The organism is Streptomyces sp. NPDC054794, assembly GCF_053611585.1.
Genome location: NZ_JBSHAQ010000100.1, coordinates 1 through 16,537, shown reverse-complemented (window position 1 = coordinate 16,537; position 16,537 = coordinate 1). Strand labels below are relative to the sequence as shown.

Below are 16,537 nucleotides of genomic sequence, written 5' to 3'. Positions count from 1 at the left end.
CTGGTCAGCGATCTTGTCGGGGTGACCTTCGGTCACGGACTCCGAAGTGAACAGGCGACGGGACACAACGCTCCCTGGGGTTGCAGCGGCTGCTGACTGAGTGGTTGCGGGGTATCGGGCCTAGGCCCTACGGGAATCCGGTGTCGCGGGGCGGGCGGTGAGGATGGTGGCGAGCAGTTCGCCTTGGCCGGCTCCGGGGTCGGTGGGCGCATCGGCCGGACGGCGGAGGTGGCTGCCTGCGTCGCCGGTCTCCTGTGAGGGCGGAGATCCGGGGGCGAGGGGTTCGACGGCCCGCGCGCTGGGGGCGAATACGCTTAGCGCGGCCAGCAGCGGATGGGCCCGGTCGAGCGGCACGGACGCGGGAACGGCGGACTGCATGCTCCTCCTCGTGGTGGAACCCTGGGCGCCGGCGTATTGCCGGACGTGGTGACGCGGCGGGGTGGTGCGCGCATGGGCCGAGAACGCGTCAGACGGACGGCGCCGGCCGGCAGTCGTGCAGGCAGTCCTCCAGGAACCCGAGGGCCCGCAGATGGTAGGCACGCGCCGTCCAGCCGAGACTGATGTTGTGTCCGGCGTTTGGCTGATGCTCCGTCACTACCATTGATGATCCGCTCAATTGTTTCCGCAGTCCGGCCAGGACCGGCGGGTCGTGGCGCCACCAGCCCTCGTACTCGGCGAAGGTGAAGCGGACCGGGACCCGGATCCGGTCGGCCAGGGCAGCCCAGGTCTCGGGCCAGCGTGCCGCGTCCCGCAGCTCCCGCTCCGGGACGGGGCGGATCACCGCGGCGCCGCCGGTGAAGGTGCCGGGCGGGTACAGCCCCGGCGGACCCCAGTTGCGCCGCCAGTGCCCGCCCGGGCCGGCTGGCTCGTCCGGGGGCGCGGCGTAGACGGCGCCGCAGCCCGAGACGTCGACGCCGAGGAGGCCGGCCGGTTCGTCCGCGGCGAGGGTGAGCGCCACCTTGCCGCCGAAGGAGTGGGCGAGCAGGAACAGTCCCGCGCCGGTGTCGTGCCGGTCGGTCAGGTCCCGCAGGGCGGCGGCCAGGAGGTCTGCCTGGTCGGCGACGGACGCGCCGCCCGGCAGGTAGGGCGCGGAGGCGCCGTAGCCGGGCCGGTCGACGGCAAGCACAGTGTGTCCCAGGTCCGCGGCCAGGGTGAGCAGGGACTGGCCGGGGCAGTTCCTGCCGTCGAAGTAGGCGGCGCTCATCCCGGCCCCGTGCAGGGCGACGAGCGTGGCGCGGGGTGTGCTGTGCGCCGGGCGGGCGAGCAGGGCGGACAGGGGGATCCCGGCGGCGTCCAGGGTCACCCGGCGCACCCCGGCCGAGGGGACCGGGGTCACCGGGTCGGCTGGCCGGTCGCTGGTCGCCGCGGTCATCACCGGATTCGTGCCTCGGCGTACCGCTTGGCCGCGGTGAGGGTGCCCAGGCTGTTGCTGCTGAGCGCGTTCCGTACGTACTGCACGGCGTCCGCCGTGGTCGCATCCGGTCCGAGGACCTGGGCGATGTTCGCTTCATGGACGACGAACGTGTGCTGCGAGGAGACGGCCACGCCGCCGGCGGTCGGGCGGAACGTCCAGCGTCCGGTGTGCAGGCTCATCAGCGCGGGCAGGGTGATCTGCTTGTAGACGATCTTGTGGTGCGGGAAGGTCACCCGGTACGACTTCGTGGTGTGCGTCGAGCCGTCCGGGGAGCGGGTGTCCATCTCCAGGACCTGCAGACCGGGCGTGTCTTCGGTGAGCCGTACCGAGTCCACGTGCGGCAGCCGCTCCGGCCACAGGTGCGCCTCATTGACGAAGTCGTACACATCCCGGGCCGAGCCGGCCACCTCGACCGTGTCCTCGAAGGAGCACAGCAGGCCGTCCTCGCTGGCCTCGGCGCGTTCGGCCTGGGCCTTGAGGGCGTCGAGTTCGGACCGCGAGTTGCGGTCCACGGCCGCGTCGATCCAGGTCAGGCCTGCCTCGTCCACGGCCTGGTAGGTGTGCAGCAGCCGCACCAGGCACTCGCCGGAGGCGAGGGGCTCGACGAGCCAGGCGCCCCCCATGGCCGCCACGGGCGGTGAGCTGACCTCCTGCCGGAAGTCGACGCGCAGTCCGGCGGGGTCGAGGATGCGCTGTGACGTCCAGTTCTTCACCTCGTTTCCGGCGGTGGCCCAGATGCGGATGCGTTCCTCGCGCTCGCCCTGCTCCAGGTGTTCGACGTGCACGGTGGGCGGGAAGACACGGGGCCAGTCGGCCACCTCGGCAACGAGCCGGTAGACGGTCTCGGCGGACGCCGCGACCTTGATCTCGTGTGTGACCTCGCGCTGTTCGGACGGCACGGCGGCCTCCTCCTGGGGTGTCGGGCTTGGGGGGTTCAGAAGTTGCCCAGGCCGCCGCAGACGTTGAGGGCCTGAGAGGTGATGGGGGCGGCGGCGTCGGATGCCAGGTAGCCGACCAGGCCAGCGACCTCCTGCGGGGTGGCGTAGCGGCCCAGCGGGATCTTCGCCTGGAACTTCGCGAGGATCGCCTCCTCGGTGGTGTTCTGCAGGGTGGCGTAGTTCTGCCGGACGTGCTGGGCCATGGGGGTCTCGACGTAGCCGGGGCAGACCGCGTTGACGGTGATGCCGGTCCGCGCGAGTTCGTTGCCGAGCGCCTTGGTGAAGCCCACGACCCCGTGCTTGGAGGCCGAGTAGGGGGCTCCCAGCACGACGCCCTGTTTGCCGGCGGTGGAAGCGATGTTGATGATGCGGCCGCGGCTCAGGTTCCGCATGCCGCCAGTGGTGAGCACCTCGCGGGTGACGCGGAAGACGCTGTTGAGGTTGGTGTCAATGACGTCGTCCCACACCTCGTCGGCGAGGTCCGCAGTGACGCCGCCGCCAGCCCGGCCAGCGTTGTTGACGAGCACGTCGACGGGCCCATACCGGTCGACGGCCGCCTGAACGAACGCGCGCACCGAGTCGACGGAGCGCACGTCGACGGGGGCGCCGTCGACGTCGAGGCCCTGCTCGCGCAGCTCCTTGACGGTCGAGATGACGTTCTCGGCGGTGCGCGCGCCGATGAACACCCGGTGGTCCTGCTCAGCGAGGAGCCGGGCGGCGGCGAGGCCGATGCCGCTCGTGGCTCCGGTCAGCAGGGCCGTTCGCTGCTGGTTCGGCATGGTCTTCGCCCCTCCTGGGCTGTGGGGTGCGAGGCCGCCGAGCCGGGGGTAGTCGGCTGCCTCGCACCGGGTGTCGGGATGGTCAGGCGGCGACGCGGTCGCCGAGATGACCCGCGACGGCTGCCACGAAGGCGCGCGGGGTCGGTGCGTCGGTCAGCAGCCACTCCTCGAGGGAGATGCCGTATTCCCGCTCGATGCGGCTGGCGGTCTCCAGCAGGGCCAGCGAGTCGTAGCCGAGCGCGTCGAACTCGGTGTCGAGGATGTTCTCGTCGAGCTCGACGCCCTCGGGGGCGCCGGAGCCCTCCAGGAGGATGCGCTTGAGATCGTCGAAGGTGAACGTGGCGTGTGACATGACGAACCGTCCTTTGGTGTGGAGAAGGGAAGTCGGGAGGAAGGAAGGCTGCGCGGCGGCCTGGGATGCGGGCGTCAGCGGTCAGCGGCGCGGACGACCATCGCCGAGTTGAAGCCGCCCTGCCCGCGGGCCAGTACCAGCGCGGTGCGCAGCCGGGCCGGGCGGGGCTGGGAGAGCACGAGGTCGAGGCGGTGGCGTTCGGCCGGTTCGGCGTTGATCGTCGGCGGCACCACCTGCTCGTCCAGCGCTAGCAGGGCCGTGGCGAGGTCCAGGGAGGCACCGCCTGCGGAAAGGCGGCCGGTCATGGTCTTGGGCGCGGTCACGGGGACGCCGTAGGGGCCGAAGACGTCGACCAGTGCCTGGGCCTCCACCCGGTCGAGGTCCGGGTCGGCCGCCGCGTCGGCGAACACCACGTCCACGTCGGCGGGGGTCAGTCCGCCGTCGGCGAGGGCGAGTTCGATGGCCTTGCGCAGTCCCGGTTCGCGCCCGTCGAAGGTGGCGGCGTAGCCGGGGATCTCGCCGTACACCCGGGCGCCGCGGGCGTGTGCGGTGTCGGCGGCCTCCAGGACGAGCAGGGCGCCGCCCTCGCCGGCCACGTGTCCGGCGGCCCGCTCGTCGAAGGGCAGATAGGCGCTGGACGGCTCGTCCGACGTGCTGAGTCGGCCGCTGGTGTGCAGCCCGACCCAGCCCCAGGGGCACAGGACGGCGTCGACCGCGCCGGCGACCATGTAGGACGTGCCGCGCCGGATCTGCCGGCGTGCCTGGGCCACCGCGTCCAGGCCTCCCGCCTGGTCGGTGACGACCACTCCGCTCGGCCCCTTCATCCCGTGCCGGATGGAGATCTGGCCGGTGTTGACTGCGTAGAACCAGGCGAAGGACTGGTACGCGCTGACGTACTGGCTGCCCCGCCCCCACAGGCTCTTCAGCTCGGCCTGGCTGAACTCGAAGCCGCCGGCCGAACTGGCGGTGGCCACGCCCATGTCGAAGGGGGGGATCTCCTCGGGGCGCAGGCCGGCGTCGGCCAGGGTCCAGTCGGCGACGGCGAGCGACAGCCGGGTCACCCGGTCGGTCTGCGGCATCAGCCGGCTGGGCAGATGCTCCTCGGCCCGGAAGCCGGTGATCTCCCCGGCCAGCCGCGCCGGGTACGGGGTGGCGTCGAAACGGGTGAGGGGTGCGATGCCAGTCTTGCCGCACAGGGTCGCCTGCCAGAAGTCGGTGACGCCTAGGCCGTTGGGCGCTGCCACGCCGAGCCCGGTCACTGCCACAGCGGTTGTCACGGGAGCTTCCTTTCCGGCCGGGCGAGCACCATGGCGCTCTGGAACCCGCCGAATCCGCTGCCGACCGTGAGGACGGCATCGGTGAGCTGGTCGCGGGCGGTCAACGGCACGTAGTCCAGGTCGAGTTCGAGGTCGGGGTTGTGGAGGTTCGCGGTGGGCGGGACCACGTTGTGCTCCATGGCCAGTGCGGAGGCGGCGATCTCGATGGACCCGATCGCGCCCAGGGAGTGCCCGACCATCGACTTGATGGAGCTGACGGGCGTGCGGTGGGCGTGTTCGCCCAGGCTCTTCTTGAACGCCGCCGTCTCGTGCCGGTCGTTCTGTTTGGTTCCGGATCCGTGGGCGTTGATGTAGTCGATCTCGGTGCCGTTCATGCGGGCCTCGTCGAGCGCTGCCCGGATCGCCTCGGCCATCTCCGTGCCGTCGGGCCGCAGTCCGGTCATGTGGTAGGCGTTGCTGCGGGTGGCGTAGCCGGCGATCTCCGCGTAGACGTGGGCGCCGCGCCGCCGGGCCGCGTCGAGTTCCTCCAGGACGAAGACGGCGGCGCCCTCGCCGAGGACGAACCCGTTGCGGGTGGCGTCGAACGGTCGCGAGGCACTTTCCGGTTCATCGTGGCGCGGTGTCGTCGCCTTGATGGCGTCGAAGCAAGCCATGGTGATCGGTGAGATCGGGGCGTCGGTGGCCCCGGCGACCATGAGGTCGGTGGTGCCCTCGCGGATCAGTTCTACGGCGTAGCCGACGGCGTCCAGTCCCGAGGTGCAGCCGGCCGAGACGACCCCGCTCGGTCCCTGTGCGCCGACGGTGCGGGCGACCTCGGCGGCGAAGGAGCTGGGGACGAACTGCTGATAGAAGTGCGGGTCGGCATAGGCCAGGTCGACCAGGTCGAGCTGGCCGCCGTCGCTGACGTAGCGGTAGTCCTGGTCCAGGCTCATGGTGGCGCCCACGGCGGTGCCGATCGTGACGCCGATCCGGTACGGGTCGAGCGTGTCGGTCCGCACACCGCTGTCGGCGACGGCGCCGCGCGCGGCGACGACGGCGAACTGGGCGGCCCGGTCCATGCGCCGCACCTCGTGCGGGGTCAGGCCGTGTGCGTACGGGTCGAAGTCGATCTCCGCGGCCACCCTCGAGCGGAACGGGGTGGGGTCGAAGAAGGTGATGCCCCGGGTCGCGGTCCGTCCCTCGCTGAGGAGTTTCCAGAACTCGCCCGTGCCGATACCGCCCGGTGCCAGCACTTCCATGCCCGTGATGACGACGCGTCGGCCCCTCATGCCATCGCCTCCCAGCGGTAGAGGGAGGTCGCGACCGCGTCGGCCGGGGAGTGCCAGATGGCCGGATTGTAGGGCGGGATGATCTTCATCAGCTCGTCGCAGATCTTGACGAACCGCGGGTCGGCGTCCTTCCAGGCCTGGTCGATCAGCGCGCCGCCGTCGGCCTGGCGGAAGTGCTGGATGTGCAGGTAGATGTCGCCGTGGAGGTACAGCTGCCGGTGCCGGGTGCCCATCTTCTCCGGGAAGTCGGTCGCATCCAGTTCCTCAAAGAGGCGGCACACCTCGGGGATGTGCACCGGATCCATCCGGTTGACAACGACGGTGCTGTACAGCGGCTCGGGTCCGGTCGTGTCCCGCGCCGACCAGGTGTAGAAGCGGGTGGCCGGGCCGGATCCGAGGGGGGTCAGGCGCGTGGCGAGCCGCTCGGCCGCCCCGACGGGCAGGAGATCGTCGTCCGTCGCCCCGGGCGCCAGGTCCCGCAGGTGGATGAACAGGTCGTCGTAGTGGAACAGCTGACGGCGCCGAATTCCCGTCGTGGCACCCGTGCGGCTGGCGTCGAATTCACTGAACAAGCTACCGACATCAGATATCGAGCCGGAATCGATCCGGCACAGAACCACCCTGGTCTCCATCATTCTCCCCGCCCTTCAGCACCAAGCTGAGCTCCAGCCTTCCGGATTCTCAAGCGATTCTCAAGGCAGACTCTTTCAGGGTCTCGACATTTCTTCTGCCGGAAAAGTGACGTTTTTAAGGGCCGGGTCATCGGAACCTCAGAGGAACTACAGATCGGCCTGTGAGAGGCCCCTTGGACATACGAGAGGGCCAGCGCGGCAATGCCGCGCCGGCCCTGGAACAGCTGGCTGCCTCACCCGCGTAGGCAGGTTGCGCGCCTGGTTAGGCAGCCCCTGCGAGCATGAAGCCGACCCCTCTGACGGCCACGATCCAGTCGCTCGCACCCAGCTTGCTGCGCAGGCTGCTGACATGCGTGTCTACCGTGCGGTGGGACCAGGAGTCTCCCCAGACCTCCTGCATGATGTCCCGCCGAGAGACAATGGTGCCCGGCTGTGACGCCAGCATCCGCAGCAGATCGAACTCCTTTTTCGTCACACTGATACTACGACCCCTGAACGTCACCTCGCGTGACTCCAGGTGAATAAAAAGAGGCCCATATTCAATCATCGACACCGGGGCGGAACCGATCCGGACCCGGCGCATGAGGGCCTCGATCCGCGCCAGGAGTTCCCGGAATCCATAGGGTTTCGCAACCATTCCGTCGGCGCCGGCCTGCAGCCCCAGCACGGTGTCGAGTTCGGACTGGCGTCCGCTGAGCGCGATGATCGGGGTGTCGCCCAGCTCCCGGATGGAGCGGCAGACCTCGTGTCCGTCGAGATCGGCCAGTTCCAGGTCGAGAAGCACCAGATCGACGTCCCGGCACAGCACGAGCGCCTCCGCCCCGCTCGCCACCGAGTGCACGTGGTGACCGTGTCGCCGCAGGTTCCGCGTCAGCGTCTCCCTGTCCGTCTCGTCCTCGCCGGCCACGAGGATCCGCCAGGAGACCGGTGCGTGACCGGCAGACGGTGTCCGCGCCGCACCCCAGGTGCCGGTGTGGGCGGCGTGCTTGCTACTCAAAGAAGAATCCCCCTCTTCTTCGTGTCTTTCGTCGTTCAGCGCGACCGAATCGCCGTGGCGATCGGCAACGCCCCGTTCTCGCTGTAGGAAACGGCGGCCACGGTGAGGCCCGCACGGGACAGTTGGTCCCTGATCTCCTCCTCGCTGGTGAAGTTGAGGTACTTCGGCTGGAGGATGTCCCCGAAGATGGCTATGTCCCTGCGCAGGTCGGCGTCCTCGATGCCGTACTTCGCCCAGCTGCCCGGCTGGCCGCCCTCCGCCCACGGCGGTGCCGGCGGTCGCGGGATGAAACTGACCAGCAGTCGGCCGCCGGGGCGCAGTGCCCGGGCGAACCCGCGGTACAGCTCCATCAGCCGCTCCGGGTCGGCCTCGTACATGTTCAGGCCGTTGCTGGTGAGGAGGTCCACCTCGGCGTCGAGGCCGAGCTCCCAGGCGTCGCCCACCTGGAACTCGCACAGGTCCGCGAGACCGCGTTCGGCAGCGTTCTTGCGGGCGAGGTCCACCGACTCGGGGTCGATGTCCACGCCGATGAGGCGGACGTCGGTCATGCCGGAGTAGTCCTGCTGGAGCAGGTCGTCCATGAGCCCACAAGGCACCGAGGCCAGGACGGCACCGTCCCTGACCGACGCGGCGATGGCGGCCTGGAAGCGGCCGAATCGCTCCCTGATGCCGGGCAGCAGCGACCTGGTCAGCAGCCACCTTTCCAGCGGCGTCGCCGCCGGGTTCTGCGGCCGCAGGCCGAAGACGTACGAGGTCCAGTAGCCGTTCAGGCCGCCGTTGTGCAGCAGGAACCTGCCCAGCTCGAACTCCTGCAGCTGGACGAGGAGGGACAGCGTCTCGTCGAGCGGCAGCAGCAGATCCGGGGCGTCGCGCAGGCGCTGTTCGATTCGGGCGGCCAGTCGCGTCGTGTCCTCGCCGGGAGCGACGGAACTCAGGGTGTGGTGCGAGAGGGCGGATTCCACCGGTGACTCCTTGGATGGGTGGGCCCCGGGGGCAGCCGGGGCAGTGCTCGGTGACAGGACCGCGACCGTCACCAGGTGACCGGCAGCCGGCGCAGGCCAAAAACCAACGCGTCGTACTTGAAGGGAAGTTCGTCGAAATCGACCGCCAGGCGCAGCCCCGGCAGCCGGCGGAACAGAGTGTCGAAGACAATGGTCAGTTCGGCCCGGGCCAGGTTCTGCCCCAGGCACTGGTGGGAGCCGTAGCCCTGGGCGAGATGCCGCCGCGCGTCGCGGGTGATGTCGAACTCGTGGGGCCGCGGGAAGATCCCGGGGTCGCGATTGCCGGCCACGTTGGAGGCGATGACGCCTTCGCCCGCCTTGATGAGCACGCCGCCCACTTCGACGTCTTCCAGGGCGACGCGCGCCATGCCGATCTCCACCACGGAGAAGAAGCGCAGCAGTTCGTCCACCGCGCCGGGGGTCAGTTCCGGGTCGGCGACGATCGCGGCGAGCTGCTCGGGGTGAGTGAGAAGGGTGGCCACGCCCAGGGCGATCATCTCGGTGGTGGACTCGTTGCCGGCGAGCAGGAGCAGCTGGGCCAGGCTTGCCAGGCCGGGCCGGTCGATGTCACCGTCCTGGACGCGCTGTCGGGCGATCTCGCGGCTGAGCAGGTCTTCGCCGGGAGCGGCCTCCTTCTCGGCAATCAGCTGGTCCATGTTCAGGCGCATGCCTCGGGCCGCCTCGTCGCGTTCGGCGGCGGTGGTGGAGCGGTTGAGCATGGTCGCGGCCAGTGCGTAGAAGCGTTCCAGGTGGGCCGGTTTCGCACCGAGCAGCTCGGTGATCACCCGGGAGGGCACCGTGAGGGCCAGTTCCTGGACGAGATCGACCGGCTGCGGAAGCTCCACGATCTTGTCAAGGACGTCGTCGACGATCTCCTGGATGCGCGGCCGGAAGGCAGCGACGCGTCGCATGGAGAATTCCGGGATCATCGGCCTGCGGGCCGCCGAGTGCTCCTTGCCGTCGAGGGAGATCATGAACGGCGCGAAATGCGTGAACGCGTCCTTTCCGCCACGGGACATCGCCGGGAAACCCGGGTGACTGCGGTTGGCGCTGAAACGGGGATCGACCAACACGGCCTCGATGTCCGCATGCCGGGTGAGCAGCCAGGCCTGCCGTCCGTCGGACATGGTGACCCCGCTCACCGGCTCCTCTTCACGCAGCCGGTCGAAGGTGTCGGAAACCGCGAACGGACAGGTCCGCTCCAAAGGGAAGGAAACGAGTTCGGCGGCTGGGTTCTCGACATGCGTCATGATGCTCCTTTGCGTTCGCTCCAGATATGGGGATGCGGGGGCAATAAGCATGGACGGCGCCCGGATCATTCGCTTCGACGGCCTCGCGGCCCGCGGTGATGGCACTACGTCGTGCCGCACCCGACATCGGGAACCCCGTGACACATTCGGTTGAATTTTGATCGACCTGCGAGCGAGCCCCCGTTCGCCTGGGATACGCGATTACGCCGTATCGGCAGATACGTTGTAACGGATTCAAGTGTTCGATTGCAAGCCTGACGGTCGGGTCCCGCCGACGCCCATCCCCCTCGACACCCCGCCCACACCCCGCACCCCAGGACCTGACCTGTGGCAACAGGACCCCAGGCCGCTTTGGTGGGCAGATCCGGAATGGACCATCCCACTTTTGAGGCGCCGCAGGGGCATCCACCCTGACCGCTGCGAGCGGATCAGACAGACAGGATCCAGTCATTCATGCCATGCGACCTCGAGTTACTGGACGACCCGTCGGGGTGGCCCGGACCCCTTGATCCATTCTTATTGATGTCGACGCCAGCAACACTTGGGGTAAGACGTGGGATTCCACACATGAAACCCAATCGGAATGCACCGTTCCGGATAGCAGAATTCCACTTGCTTCCGCGAAGCCCGTCTGATAATGACTCCGCCTTGGGGGTCCTGATTCAGCCATCCGACCCGAAACCCATTGATTAAGCCGGACGGCCATGTGAGCTTTGATCTTGTCGAATTCTGCCTACGAGGGAAAACATGCTGCAGGTCCTCGAACATGTGCGACACCTCGCGCTGACAGTGAGCTCATCGGCCGCACTGCCCGCCAACCTTCTTCAGGCGGCCATGAGCGGCCCGATCCAGCCGCGCAGGGGCGCGCAGGCCTGGCGGATCCTCTTGGTCGAGACCGACGAGGGCGACCGTGAGTCCATGGCGAAGAACCTCCTGCGACAGGGCCACCAGGTACGTGGGGTATCGACCGGTGAGAACGCCCTCACCGCCTACGAGGACGCCGATGTGGTGCTGCTCGGGCTGGAGTTGGCGGACCGGGACGGGCTGGAGGTGTGCCGGGCGATCCGCACCGCCAGCAACGTACCGATCATCGCGGTCACCGCACACTCCTCCGAGGTCGACACCGTCCTTGGGTTCCAGGCGGGCGCCGATGACTTCGTTGTCAAGCCTCTCGGGGTGTGGGAACTGACAGCGCGTATCGACGCGGTGATGCGGCGGGCCCGCCCGCGCTCCCAGACTCCTCGCGTCATCGAGCACGGACCGCTACGCATCGACCACGGGTCGCGTGAGGTGACGTACGACGGCCGCCGGATCCGGCTGACACGCAAGGAGTTCGACCTGCTCCGGTTCCTGGCCTCGCATCCGCGGACGGTCATCGCGCGGAATGTCGTCATGGAGGAGGTCTGGGGCGGCCCCTGCTCACAGCGCACCATGGACACGCACGTCAACAGTCTCCGCACCAAGCTGGGTTCCTCCGACTGGATCGTGACCGTACGCGGAGTGGGCTTCATGATCGGCGAGGCCTGACGGCACCGGTACAGCAGAGCGGCCACTCGCCCGCCCAGTAGGCGCCGGTACGGCAGGTCCCGGCGACTGCAACGCGCGGTGCTGCACGCACACCGTGGAGCTCCCCGCCGTGGACGGGGAGCTCCACACGCCGCCACTCGCCGCGGGGGATTCGGATCGAGTGGTCGGCGGTCAAGGGCCGGGCAGATCCGGCGCGCGGCTTTGTGCCCAGGTCAGTCCTTGCGGACGCGGGGGCGGACGAACAGGACCATGGCGGCGCCGACCGCCATCGCCGTGGCCGGCCACAGCAGGGAGTTGGCCATGACTGCGGACACCACGGAGCGGGCGAATGACCCGAGGTGGCCTGCGCCGCTCTGCTGGAGGCCGATATGCCCCAGGGACTCGCGCTGGGCGGATGTGAGTCCTGCCGCCTTAGCGTTGATCTGGTCCTTGAACTGAGTGGCCATCACGGTCGCGATGACCGCCGAGCCCAGCGTGGACCCGATTTGGCGGGCCGTGTTGAACACGCCCGACCCTGCGCCGATGTACTTCGGCGGCAGACTCTGCATGGCGGCCACGGCCAGCGGGCTCATCATCAGCGAACTGGACGCCCCCATCCAGGCCGCGTGCACGAGCAGGACCGTCAAGGACATGTCCGGCGTCATCAGGAAGTGCCGTACGAAGAGCGCGGAGCTGAACAGCACCAGCCCGCAGAAGGCCGGCCACTTGGGCCCGACCCGGTCGACCAGCTTGCCGATCCGCGGCGCGAGCGGCACTGAGACGAGTGCCGAGGGCAGCATCATCAGCGCGGCCTGGGCCGGTGTCATCCCGCGCCCCTGCTGAAAGTAGAGGGTGCCGGGGAAGCTCGCGGCGGTGATGCCGAAGCCGGCGGTGACGATGGCCAGGTTGGCCGCGGCGAAGGTCCGGACGCGGAAGATGCCGAGGGGAAGCAGCGGCTCGGCCTTGTTCATGAGTTCCCAGGCGACGAACAGCACCGCGAAGAGCACGCCGAGCGCGATGACTTCGTACACGTAGACCGGCATTCCGGTGCTGAAGCCGAAGAGGTGCAGATCGTCGGAGATCTTCGACCAGTCGTAGCCGCTGCCGTTCTCCAGACCATAGACGAGGAAGAGCAGGGAGAGGCCGCTGAGCAGCACGCCCGGGAAGTCGAAGCGGTGAGGGTTGCCGGGGAGCGCGGGCACGAACCGCTGGGCCACGACGAGGCCGATGATGCCGATCGGAACGTTGATGAAGAAGATCGACCGCCAGCCCAGTGAGTCGATGAGCAACCCTCCCGAGATCGGTCCGACGAGGATGGCGGCACCCGAGACGAGGCCCCAGTACGACATGGCCCGGCCGCGCATGTCCTTGGGGAAGATCTTCCCGATGGTCGCCATGGACTGGGGAGCCATGGCGGCGGCGCCGAGGCCCTGCACCGCCCGGAAGGCGATCAGCTGCCCGATGTTCCCGGCGAGCCCGCACAGGAGTGACGCTCCGGTGAACACCGCCATGCCGATCATGTACATGCGTTTGGTACCGAACCGGTCTCCGAGGCGGCCTGCCAGCAGCAGCGGTACGGAGTAGGCCAGCAGATAGGAACTGGTCGCCCAGACCGTCGTACTGATGCCGGTGTGCAGATCGGCGGCGAGCTTCGGCATCGCCACGACCACGATGGTGGTGTCGAGCATGAGCATGAAGAAGCCCACCATGAGGGCGCCGAGCGCGGCCCAGGGCGCTTGTACCTGTGGTGGGGCCTTTTCGGCCTGTGAGGTGGTCATGATCCCGAGCCCCCCGAATGACTGACGTGATGGGTTACGGCGTATTTCTCGATACACCGTATCGATCGCTTATGGTGTACGCAAGTGGGAGGGCGGAATGGGGGTCGAAAAAAGCGGCCAGGGATGCGGATGCATCCCTGGCCGCTTCGCGGCAGGCCTTCACCCGGCCCAGGCGGTCACACGCCGAGCCGGGCCGCGATGCCGTCGAGCAGGAAGTCGAGTCCAGTGTCGAACTTGGCGTCCGCGCCGCGTTCCCGGGCGTCGGCGATGACCTTGGCCAGCGTGGGATAACGACCGGTGGACAGCACCTGCTTCAGATAGGAGCTGGAGGCGATCTGCCACTGGTGCTCGTCCAGACCGGTAGCCCGTTCGGTACGGCGCTCGGTGATCTCGTTGCGCAGAGCGCCGATCACATACGAGTTGACGGCGTCGCGCGCCTGGATCACGGGGTCGATGTCGCCCGTCCTCATGGCCTCGTTCAGGGCCGCCAGAGACGCCTCGAGATTCGCCAGCGCCTGCGGGCCCAGGTGTGGGCGCCGGCCCAGCAGGTCGGCGAACCACTCGTGGCGCAGGGCGGCCTGCCGCATACCGCGGGCGAACGAACGCAGCGCCTCGCGCCAATCGCCGCCGGCCGGATCTGGGGTGGGAATCTCGCCGTAGACGGCGTCGACCATCAGGTCGAGCAGTTCCTCTTTGGTGGACAGATAGCGGTACAGCCGCATAGGACCGACGTCGAGGACCGCGGCGACCCTGCGCAGCGACACCGCCTCAAGCCCCTCCCGGTCGGCGAGTTCGATCGCCGCCCGCACGATCTGTTCCCGGCTCAGGGGCACCGGGGCCGGTCGGGTCGGCGGCTCCGGGCGCTCCCAGACGAGCATGGGCTCACCCTGGGCATCCTTGCGTGTCACCATCACCCACCGTCTCTCCATGGCCACGGAATATGCGCGCCCCACGATACGTCACGTGGATTGATACGGATGTCTCTTCGATACGCGGCAGTTCCATATACGCTGCAATCACTCACTACACCGTATCGACCGTGTGCCAGGAAAGCCGAGGCAGACCGGATGAGCAGTGCCCCCTCCCGCCGCCCACGCATCGCCATCGTCGGCGCCGGGCTCGGCGGCCTGACCTGTGCCCGGGTCCTGCACCTGCACGGCATCAAGGCGGTCGTCTACGAACGAGAGGCCTCCCGCGCCGCCCGCGGGCAGGGCGGGATGCTCGATCTGCACCCCGACGGCGGACAGCGCGCCCTGCGTGTGGCCGGACTGGACGACCGCTTCCGCACCATCGCCCGCCCGGAGGGACAGGACCTGCGGCTGCTGGAACCGAACGGGACCGTGCTGTTGGACTGGCACACCCCGGCCGACGCCCCCTTGGAACGTCCCGAGATCGACCGAAGCGACCTGCGGGACCTCCTCCTCGACTCGCTCCCCCCGGACACCGTCGCATGGAACCGCCCATTCCTGCGGGTCACCCCGCTGCCCGGCGGCGGCCACCGGCTCCACCTCGCGGACGGCGGCCACGCCGACCACGAGCTGCTCATCGGCGCGGACGGCGCGAACTCCCGAGTCCGCCCCCTGGTAACCGACGCCCGGCCCGCCCACACCGGCGTCAACATGGTCGAACTCGGCATCCCCGACGCGGACACCACCCACCCGGACCTCGCGGCCGAGGTCGGCCGCGGGAACTACTGGGTGATCGGGGCCGACCGCTCTCTCGCCGCCCAACGCAACGGCGACGGCCGTATCCGGATCTACCTCTCCTTCCGCACGCCGGAGGACTGGCTCGACACGTCCGGCATCCCCTTCGCCGATCCCTCCGCCGCCCGCCAGGCACTCAGGGAACTCTTCTCCGGCTGGACGCCCCGGGTCACCGCCCTGATCGACGCGTGCGACGACGTCGTCGTGCCACGCCCGATCCTGGCCCTCCCCGTCGGGCTGATGTGGCCCGCCGTGCCCGGCGTGACACTGCTCGGCGACGCGGCACACCTCATGCCGCCGGTTGGTGAGGGCGCCAACCTGGCCATGCGGAACGGGGCCGACCTCGCCCTGGCCTTGGCGCAGCACCCCGGTGACCTCGACGGGGCGGTACGCGCCTACGAGACGCAGATGTTCGCCTCGGCGACCGACGCCGCCCGGGCGTCCGCGGCCAGATTCGCCACGATGCTGTCCCCAGAAGGGGCGCGGTCGGTGCTGCGGATGTTTCAGGGCGGCGCAGGTTCCGGCCGCCGTGCCGAGGGTGAGGGCGAGACTGAAGTCGGGGCCTTGGACCCAACTGTGCAGGGCGACGTTGGTCCTCTCGGCCCGCGCTGAAGTGGACGTTCCTGTGCGCGGATCATCTGGCGTATCTGGTGGACCGCTGTCCGCGCTGTCATGCGCGGCTGTACAGACGCGGTCGATCTCTGTGTAAGTGGGCCCATGTTCCTTCTGGGCGTATATGGCACTCTGACCTGCTGGAAGTACCGGGAAAGAAGCAGTCATCACGGATCTCAGATGAGCCGACTTTACGCTGCCATCGGAGACTTACATCCATCCCTGGGCCTGGCGCAGATCAAGTGCACCCAACCTGGGGCCATCACCGCCTCCAATAGCCGCAGAAACGTCGCTAACTCGCCACGGCGCAGTGCCAGCGGATGCCTGGTGATGTCTCGGGTCTCCCACAGTGGCAGCACCCGGCATTCGAGACCGTCGTCTTGCCCGAACTCGCCCTTGGCTGTGTCGATCGAGACCGCACGAGACCGGCGCAGCGCGGGAACGACGTTCGAGGCCACGTAGGAGGCGGACAACCCGAGCCACCGGCCTAGCTCACCTGTACGGATCTCCACCATGCCTGACACCGACGGCGTCTTCGCCGCCAACACGATCACGGCCAGCCGGACCGAGTCCGGCGCTTCTTGAATGCCGGGGTCGTCGAGCAGTGTCCGTATGGCGTTCGCCAGCCGGGCGCGAGCTTCCCGGCCGAGCGCCAGAGGATGCCCCGGACCGCGCTTCACAGTCGACCCGGCTGGGTCAGGCACCGGGTGCAGCCGGCGACGTCGCGATCGCCGCTGAGCGGCGGGCGCCGCCGCGGCGTTCACGCGGACACCCCTGAGAGTCGCCCACGAGACACCGTGTCAGTCCGCTCACATGGCGCAGTGGCAGGTTGAAAGGGAAACTGCAACCGAACATAAGCCGTAATATGCACCAATCGGGCATGGATGGGCTGGCAAAGGACAGCACGATGCTGCAGCATGGTCTTGCCTTCTTCTGCTTAAGACGTCGTCTCATTTGGCGAGTCGGCGGTAGCAGATGAGGGTGCAGGCGATGCTGGTGAAGGCCAGGAAGTGCTCGGCTTTGCGTTCGT

17 protein-coding genes are annotated in these 16,537 nt (G+C 68.7%); 2 read left to right on the top strand and 15 right to left on the bottom strand.

Annotated elements, in window-relative coordinates; all coding sequences use genetic code 11:
- From ACWGKT_RS46820 to ACWGKT_RS46765, 12 genes are all read right to left on the bottom strand, one after another.
- Positions 1 to 66 (bottom strand): S-adenosylmethionine synthetase N-terminal domain-containing protein (locus ACWGKT_RS46820; protein WP_306434313.1); only part of this gene is annotated, 66 nt, incomplete at its 3' end.
- Positions 67 to 120: 54 nt separating this feature from the next.
- Positions 121 to 378 (bottom strand): hypothetical protein, encoded by a 258-nt coding sequence (locus tag ACWGKT_RS46815; protein WP_453278555.1) that lies wholly within the window; start codon positions 376 to 378, stop codon positions 121 to 123.
- Between the two features lie 88 nt (positions 379 to 466).
- Positions 467 to 1,372: an alpha/beta hydrolase gene (locus ACWGKT_RS46810; protein WP_453278554.1), complete on the bottom strand. Its 906-nt coding sequence runs from the start codon at positions 1,370 to 1,372 to the stop codon at positions 467 to 469.
- Positions 1,372 to 2,313, bottom strand: a complete 942-nt coding sequence (locus ACWGKT_RS46805; RefSeq protein ID WP_453278553.1) for an aromatase/cyclase — start codon at positions 2,311 to 2,313, stop codon at positions 1,372 to 1,374. Before ACWGKT_RS46805 ends, ACWGKT_RS46810 begins: the two co-directional genes overlap by 1 nt.
- Positions 2,314 to 2,348: 35 nt before the next feature.
- Entirely contained in the window at positions 2,349 to 3,131 is a 783-nt protein-coding gene (locus ACWGKT_RS46800) for an SDR family NAD(P)-dependent oxidoreductase (RefSeq protein WP_453278552.1), read from the bottom strand.
- 82 nt (positions 3,132 to 3,213) lie between these two features.
- Positions 3,214 to 3,483, bottom strand: coding sequence for an acyl carrier protein (locus ACWGKT_RS46795; RefSeq protein WP_453278551.1), 270 nt, complete (start codon positions 3,481 to 3,483; stop codon positions 3,214 to 3,216).
- A 74-nt stretch (positions 3,484 to 3,557) separates the two neighbouring features.
- Positions 3,558 to 4,760: a ketosynthase chain-length factor gene (locus tag ACWGKT_RS46790; protein ID WP_453278550.1), complete on the bottom strand. Its 1,203-nt coding sequence runs from the start codon at positions 4,758 to 4,760 to the stop codon at positions 3,558 to 3,560.
- Complete coding sequence (locus ACWGKT_RS46785) at positions 4,757 to 6,028, bottom strand: beta-ketoacyl-[acyl-carrier-protein] synthase family protein (protein WP_453278549.1); 1,272 nt, start codon at positions 6,026 to 6,028, stop codon at positions 4,757 to 4,759. Before ACWGKT_RS46785 ends, ACWGKT_RS46790 begins: the two co-directional genes overlap by 4 nt.
- Positions 6,025 to 6,660: a TcmI family type II polyketide cyclase gene (locus ACWGKT_RS46780; RefSeq protein WP_453278557.1), complete on the bottom strand. Its 636-nt coding sequence runs from the start codon at positions 6,658 to 6,660 to the stop codon at positions 6,025 to 6,027. The genes ACWGKT_RS46785 and ACWGKT_RS46780 overlap by 4 nt, the downstream gene beginning before the upstream one ends.
- A gap of 262 nt (positions 6,661 to 6,922) precedes the next feature.
- Positions 6,923 to 7,567 carry a response regulator transcription factor gene (locus tag ACWGKT_RS46775; RefSeq protein WP_453278548.1) on the bottom strand — a complete coding sequence of 215 codons (645 nt, stop codon included), beginning with the start codon at positions 7,565 to 7,567 and terminating at the stop codon, positions 6,923 to 6,925.
- Positions 7,568 to 7,692: 125 nt separating this feature from the next.
- A complete protein-coding gene (locus ACWGKT_RS46770; protein WP_453278547.1) occupies positions 7,693 to 8,619 on the bottom strand; it encodes an SAM-dependent methyltransferase in 927 nt (308 codons plus the stop codon).
- 68 nt (positions 8,620 to 8,687) lie between these two features.
- Complete coding sequence (locus ACWGKT_RS46765) at positions 8,688 to 9,977, bottom strand: cytochrome P450 (protein ID WP_453278546.1); 1,290 nt, start codon at positions 9,975 to 9,977, stop codon at positions 8,688 to 8,690.
- Between the two features lie 678 nt (positions 9,978 to 10,655).
- Between ACWGKT_RS46765 and ACWGKT_RS46760 the strand changes: the two genes are divergently transcribed.
- Positions 10,656 to 11,435 (top strand): response regulator transcription factor, encoded by a 780-nt coding sequence (locus tag ACWGKT_RS46760; protein ID WP_453278545.1) that lies wholly within the window; start codon positions 10,656 to 10,658, stop codon positions 11,433 to 11,435.
- Positions 11,436 to 11,647: 212 nt separating this feature from the next.
- On the opposite strand, the gene ACWGKT_RS46755 is transcribed toward ACWGKT_RS46760, so the two are convergent.
- Together ACWGKT_RS46755 and ACWGKT_RS46750 are read right to left on the bottom strand one after the other, a co-directional pair.
- Positions 11,648 to 13,192 (bottom strand): MDR family MFS transporter, encoded by a 1,545-nt coding sequence (locus ACWGKT_RS46755; RefSeq protein ID WP_453278544.1) that lies wholly within the window; start codon positions 13,190 to 13,192, stop codon positions 11,648 to 11,650.
- Between the two features lie 176 nt (positions 13,193 to 13,368).
- Complete coding sequence (locus ACWGKT_RS46750) at positions 13,369 to 14,070, bottom strand: TetR/AcrR family transcriptional regulator (protein WP_453278556.1); 702 nt, start codon at positions 14,068 to 14,070, stop codon at positions 13,369 to 13,371.
- A 189-nt stretch (positions 14,071 to 14,259) separates the two neighbouring features.
- Here ACWGKT_RS46750 and ACWGKT_RS46745 point away from each other — a divergent pair, with 189 nt between their 5' ends.
- A complete protein-coding gene (locus tag ACWGKT_RS46745; RefSeq protein ID WP_453278543.1) occupies positions 14,260 to 15,507 on the top strand; it encodes an FAD-dependent oxidoreductase in 1,248 nt (415 codons plus the stop codon).
- 191 nt (positions 15,508 to 15,698) lie between these two features.
- Here the strand turns inward: ACWGKT_RS46745 and ACWGKT_RS46740 are convergent, their stop codons facing one another.
- Positions 15,699 to 16,271, bottom strand: coding sequence for a hypothetical protein (locus ACWGKT_RS46740; protein WP_453278542.1), 573 nt, complete (start codon positions 16,269 to 16,271; stop codon positions 15,699 to 15,701).
- Between the last annotated feature and the right edge of the window lie 266 nt (positions 16,272 to 16,537).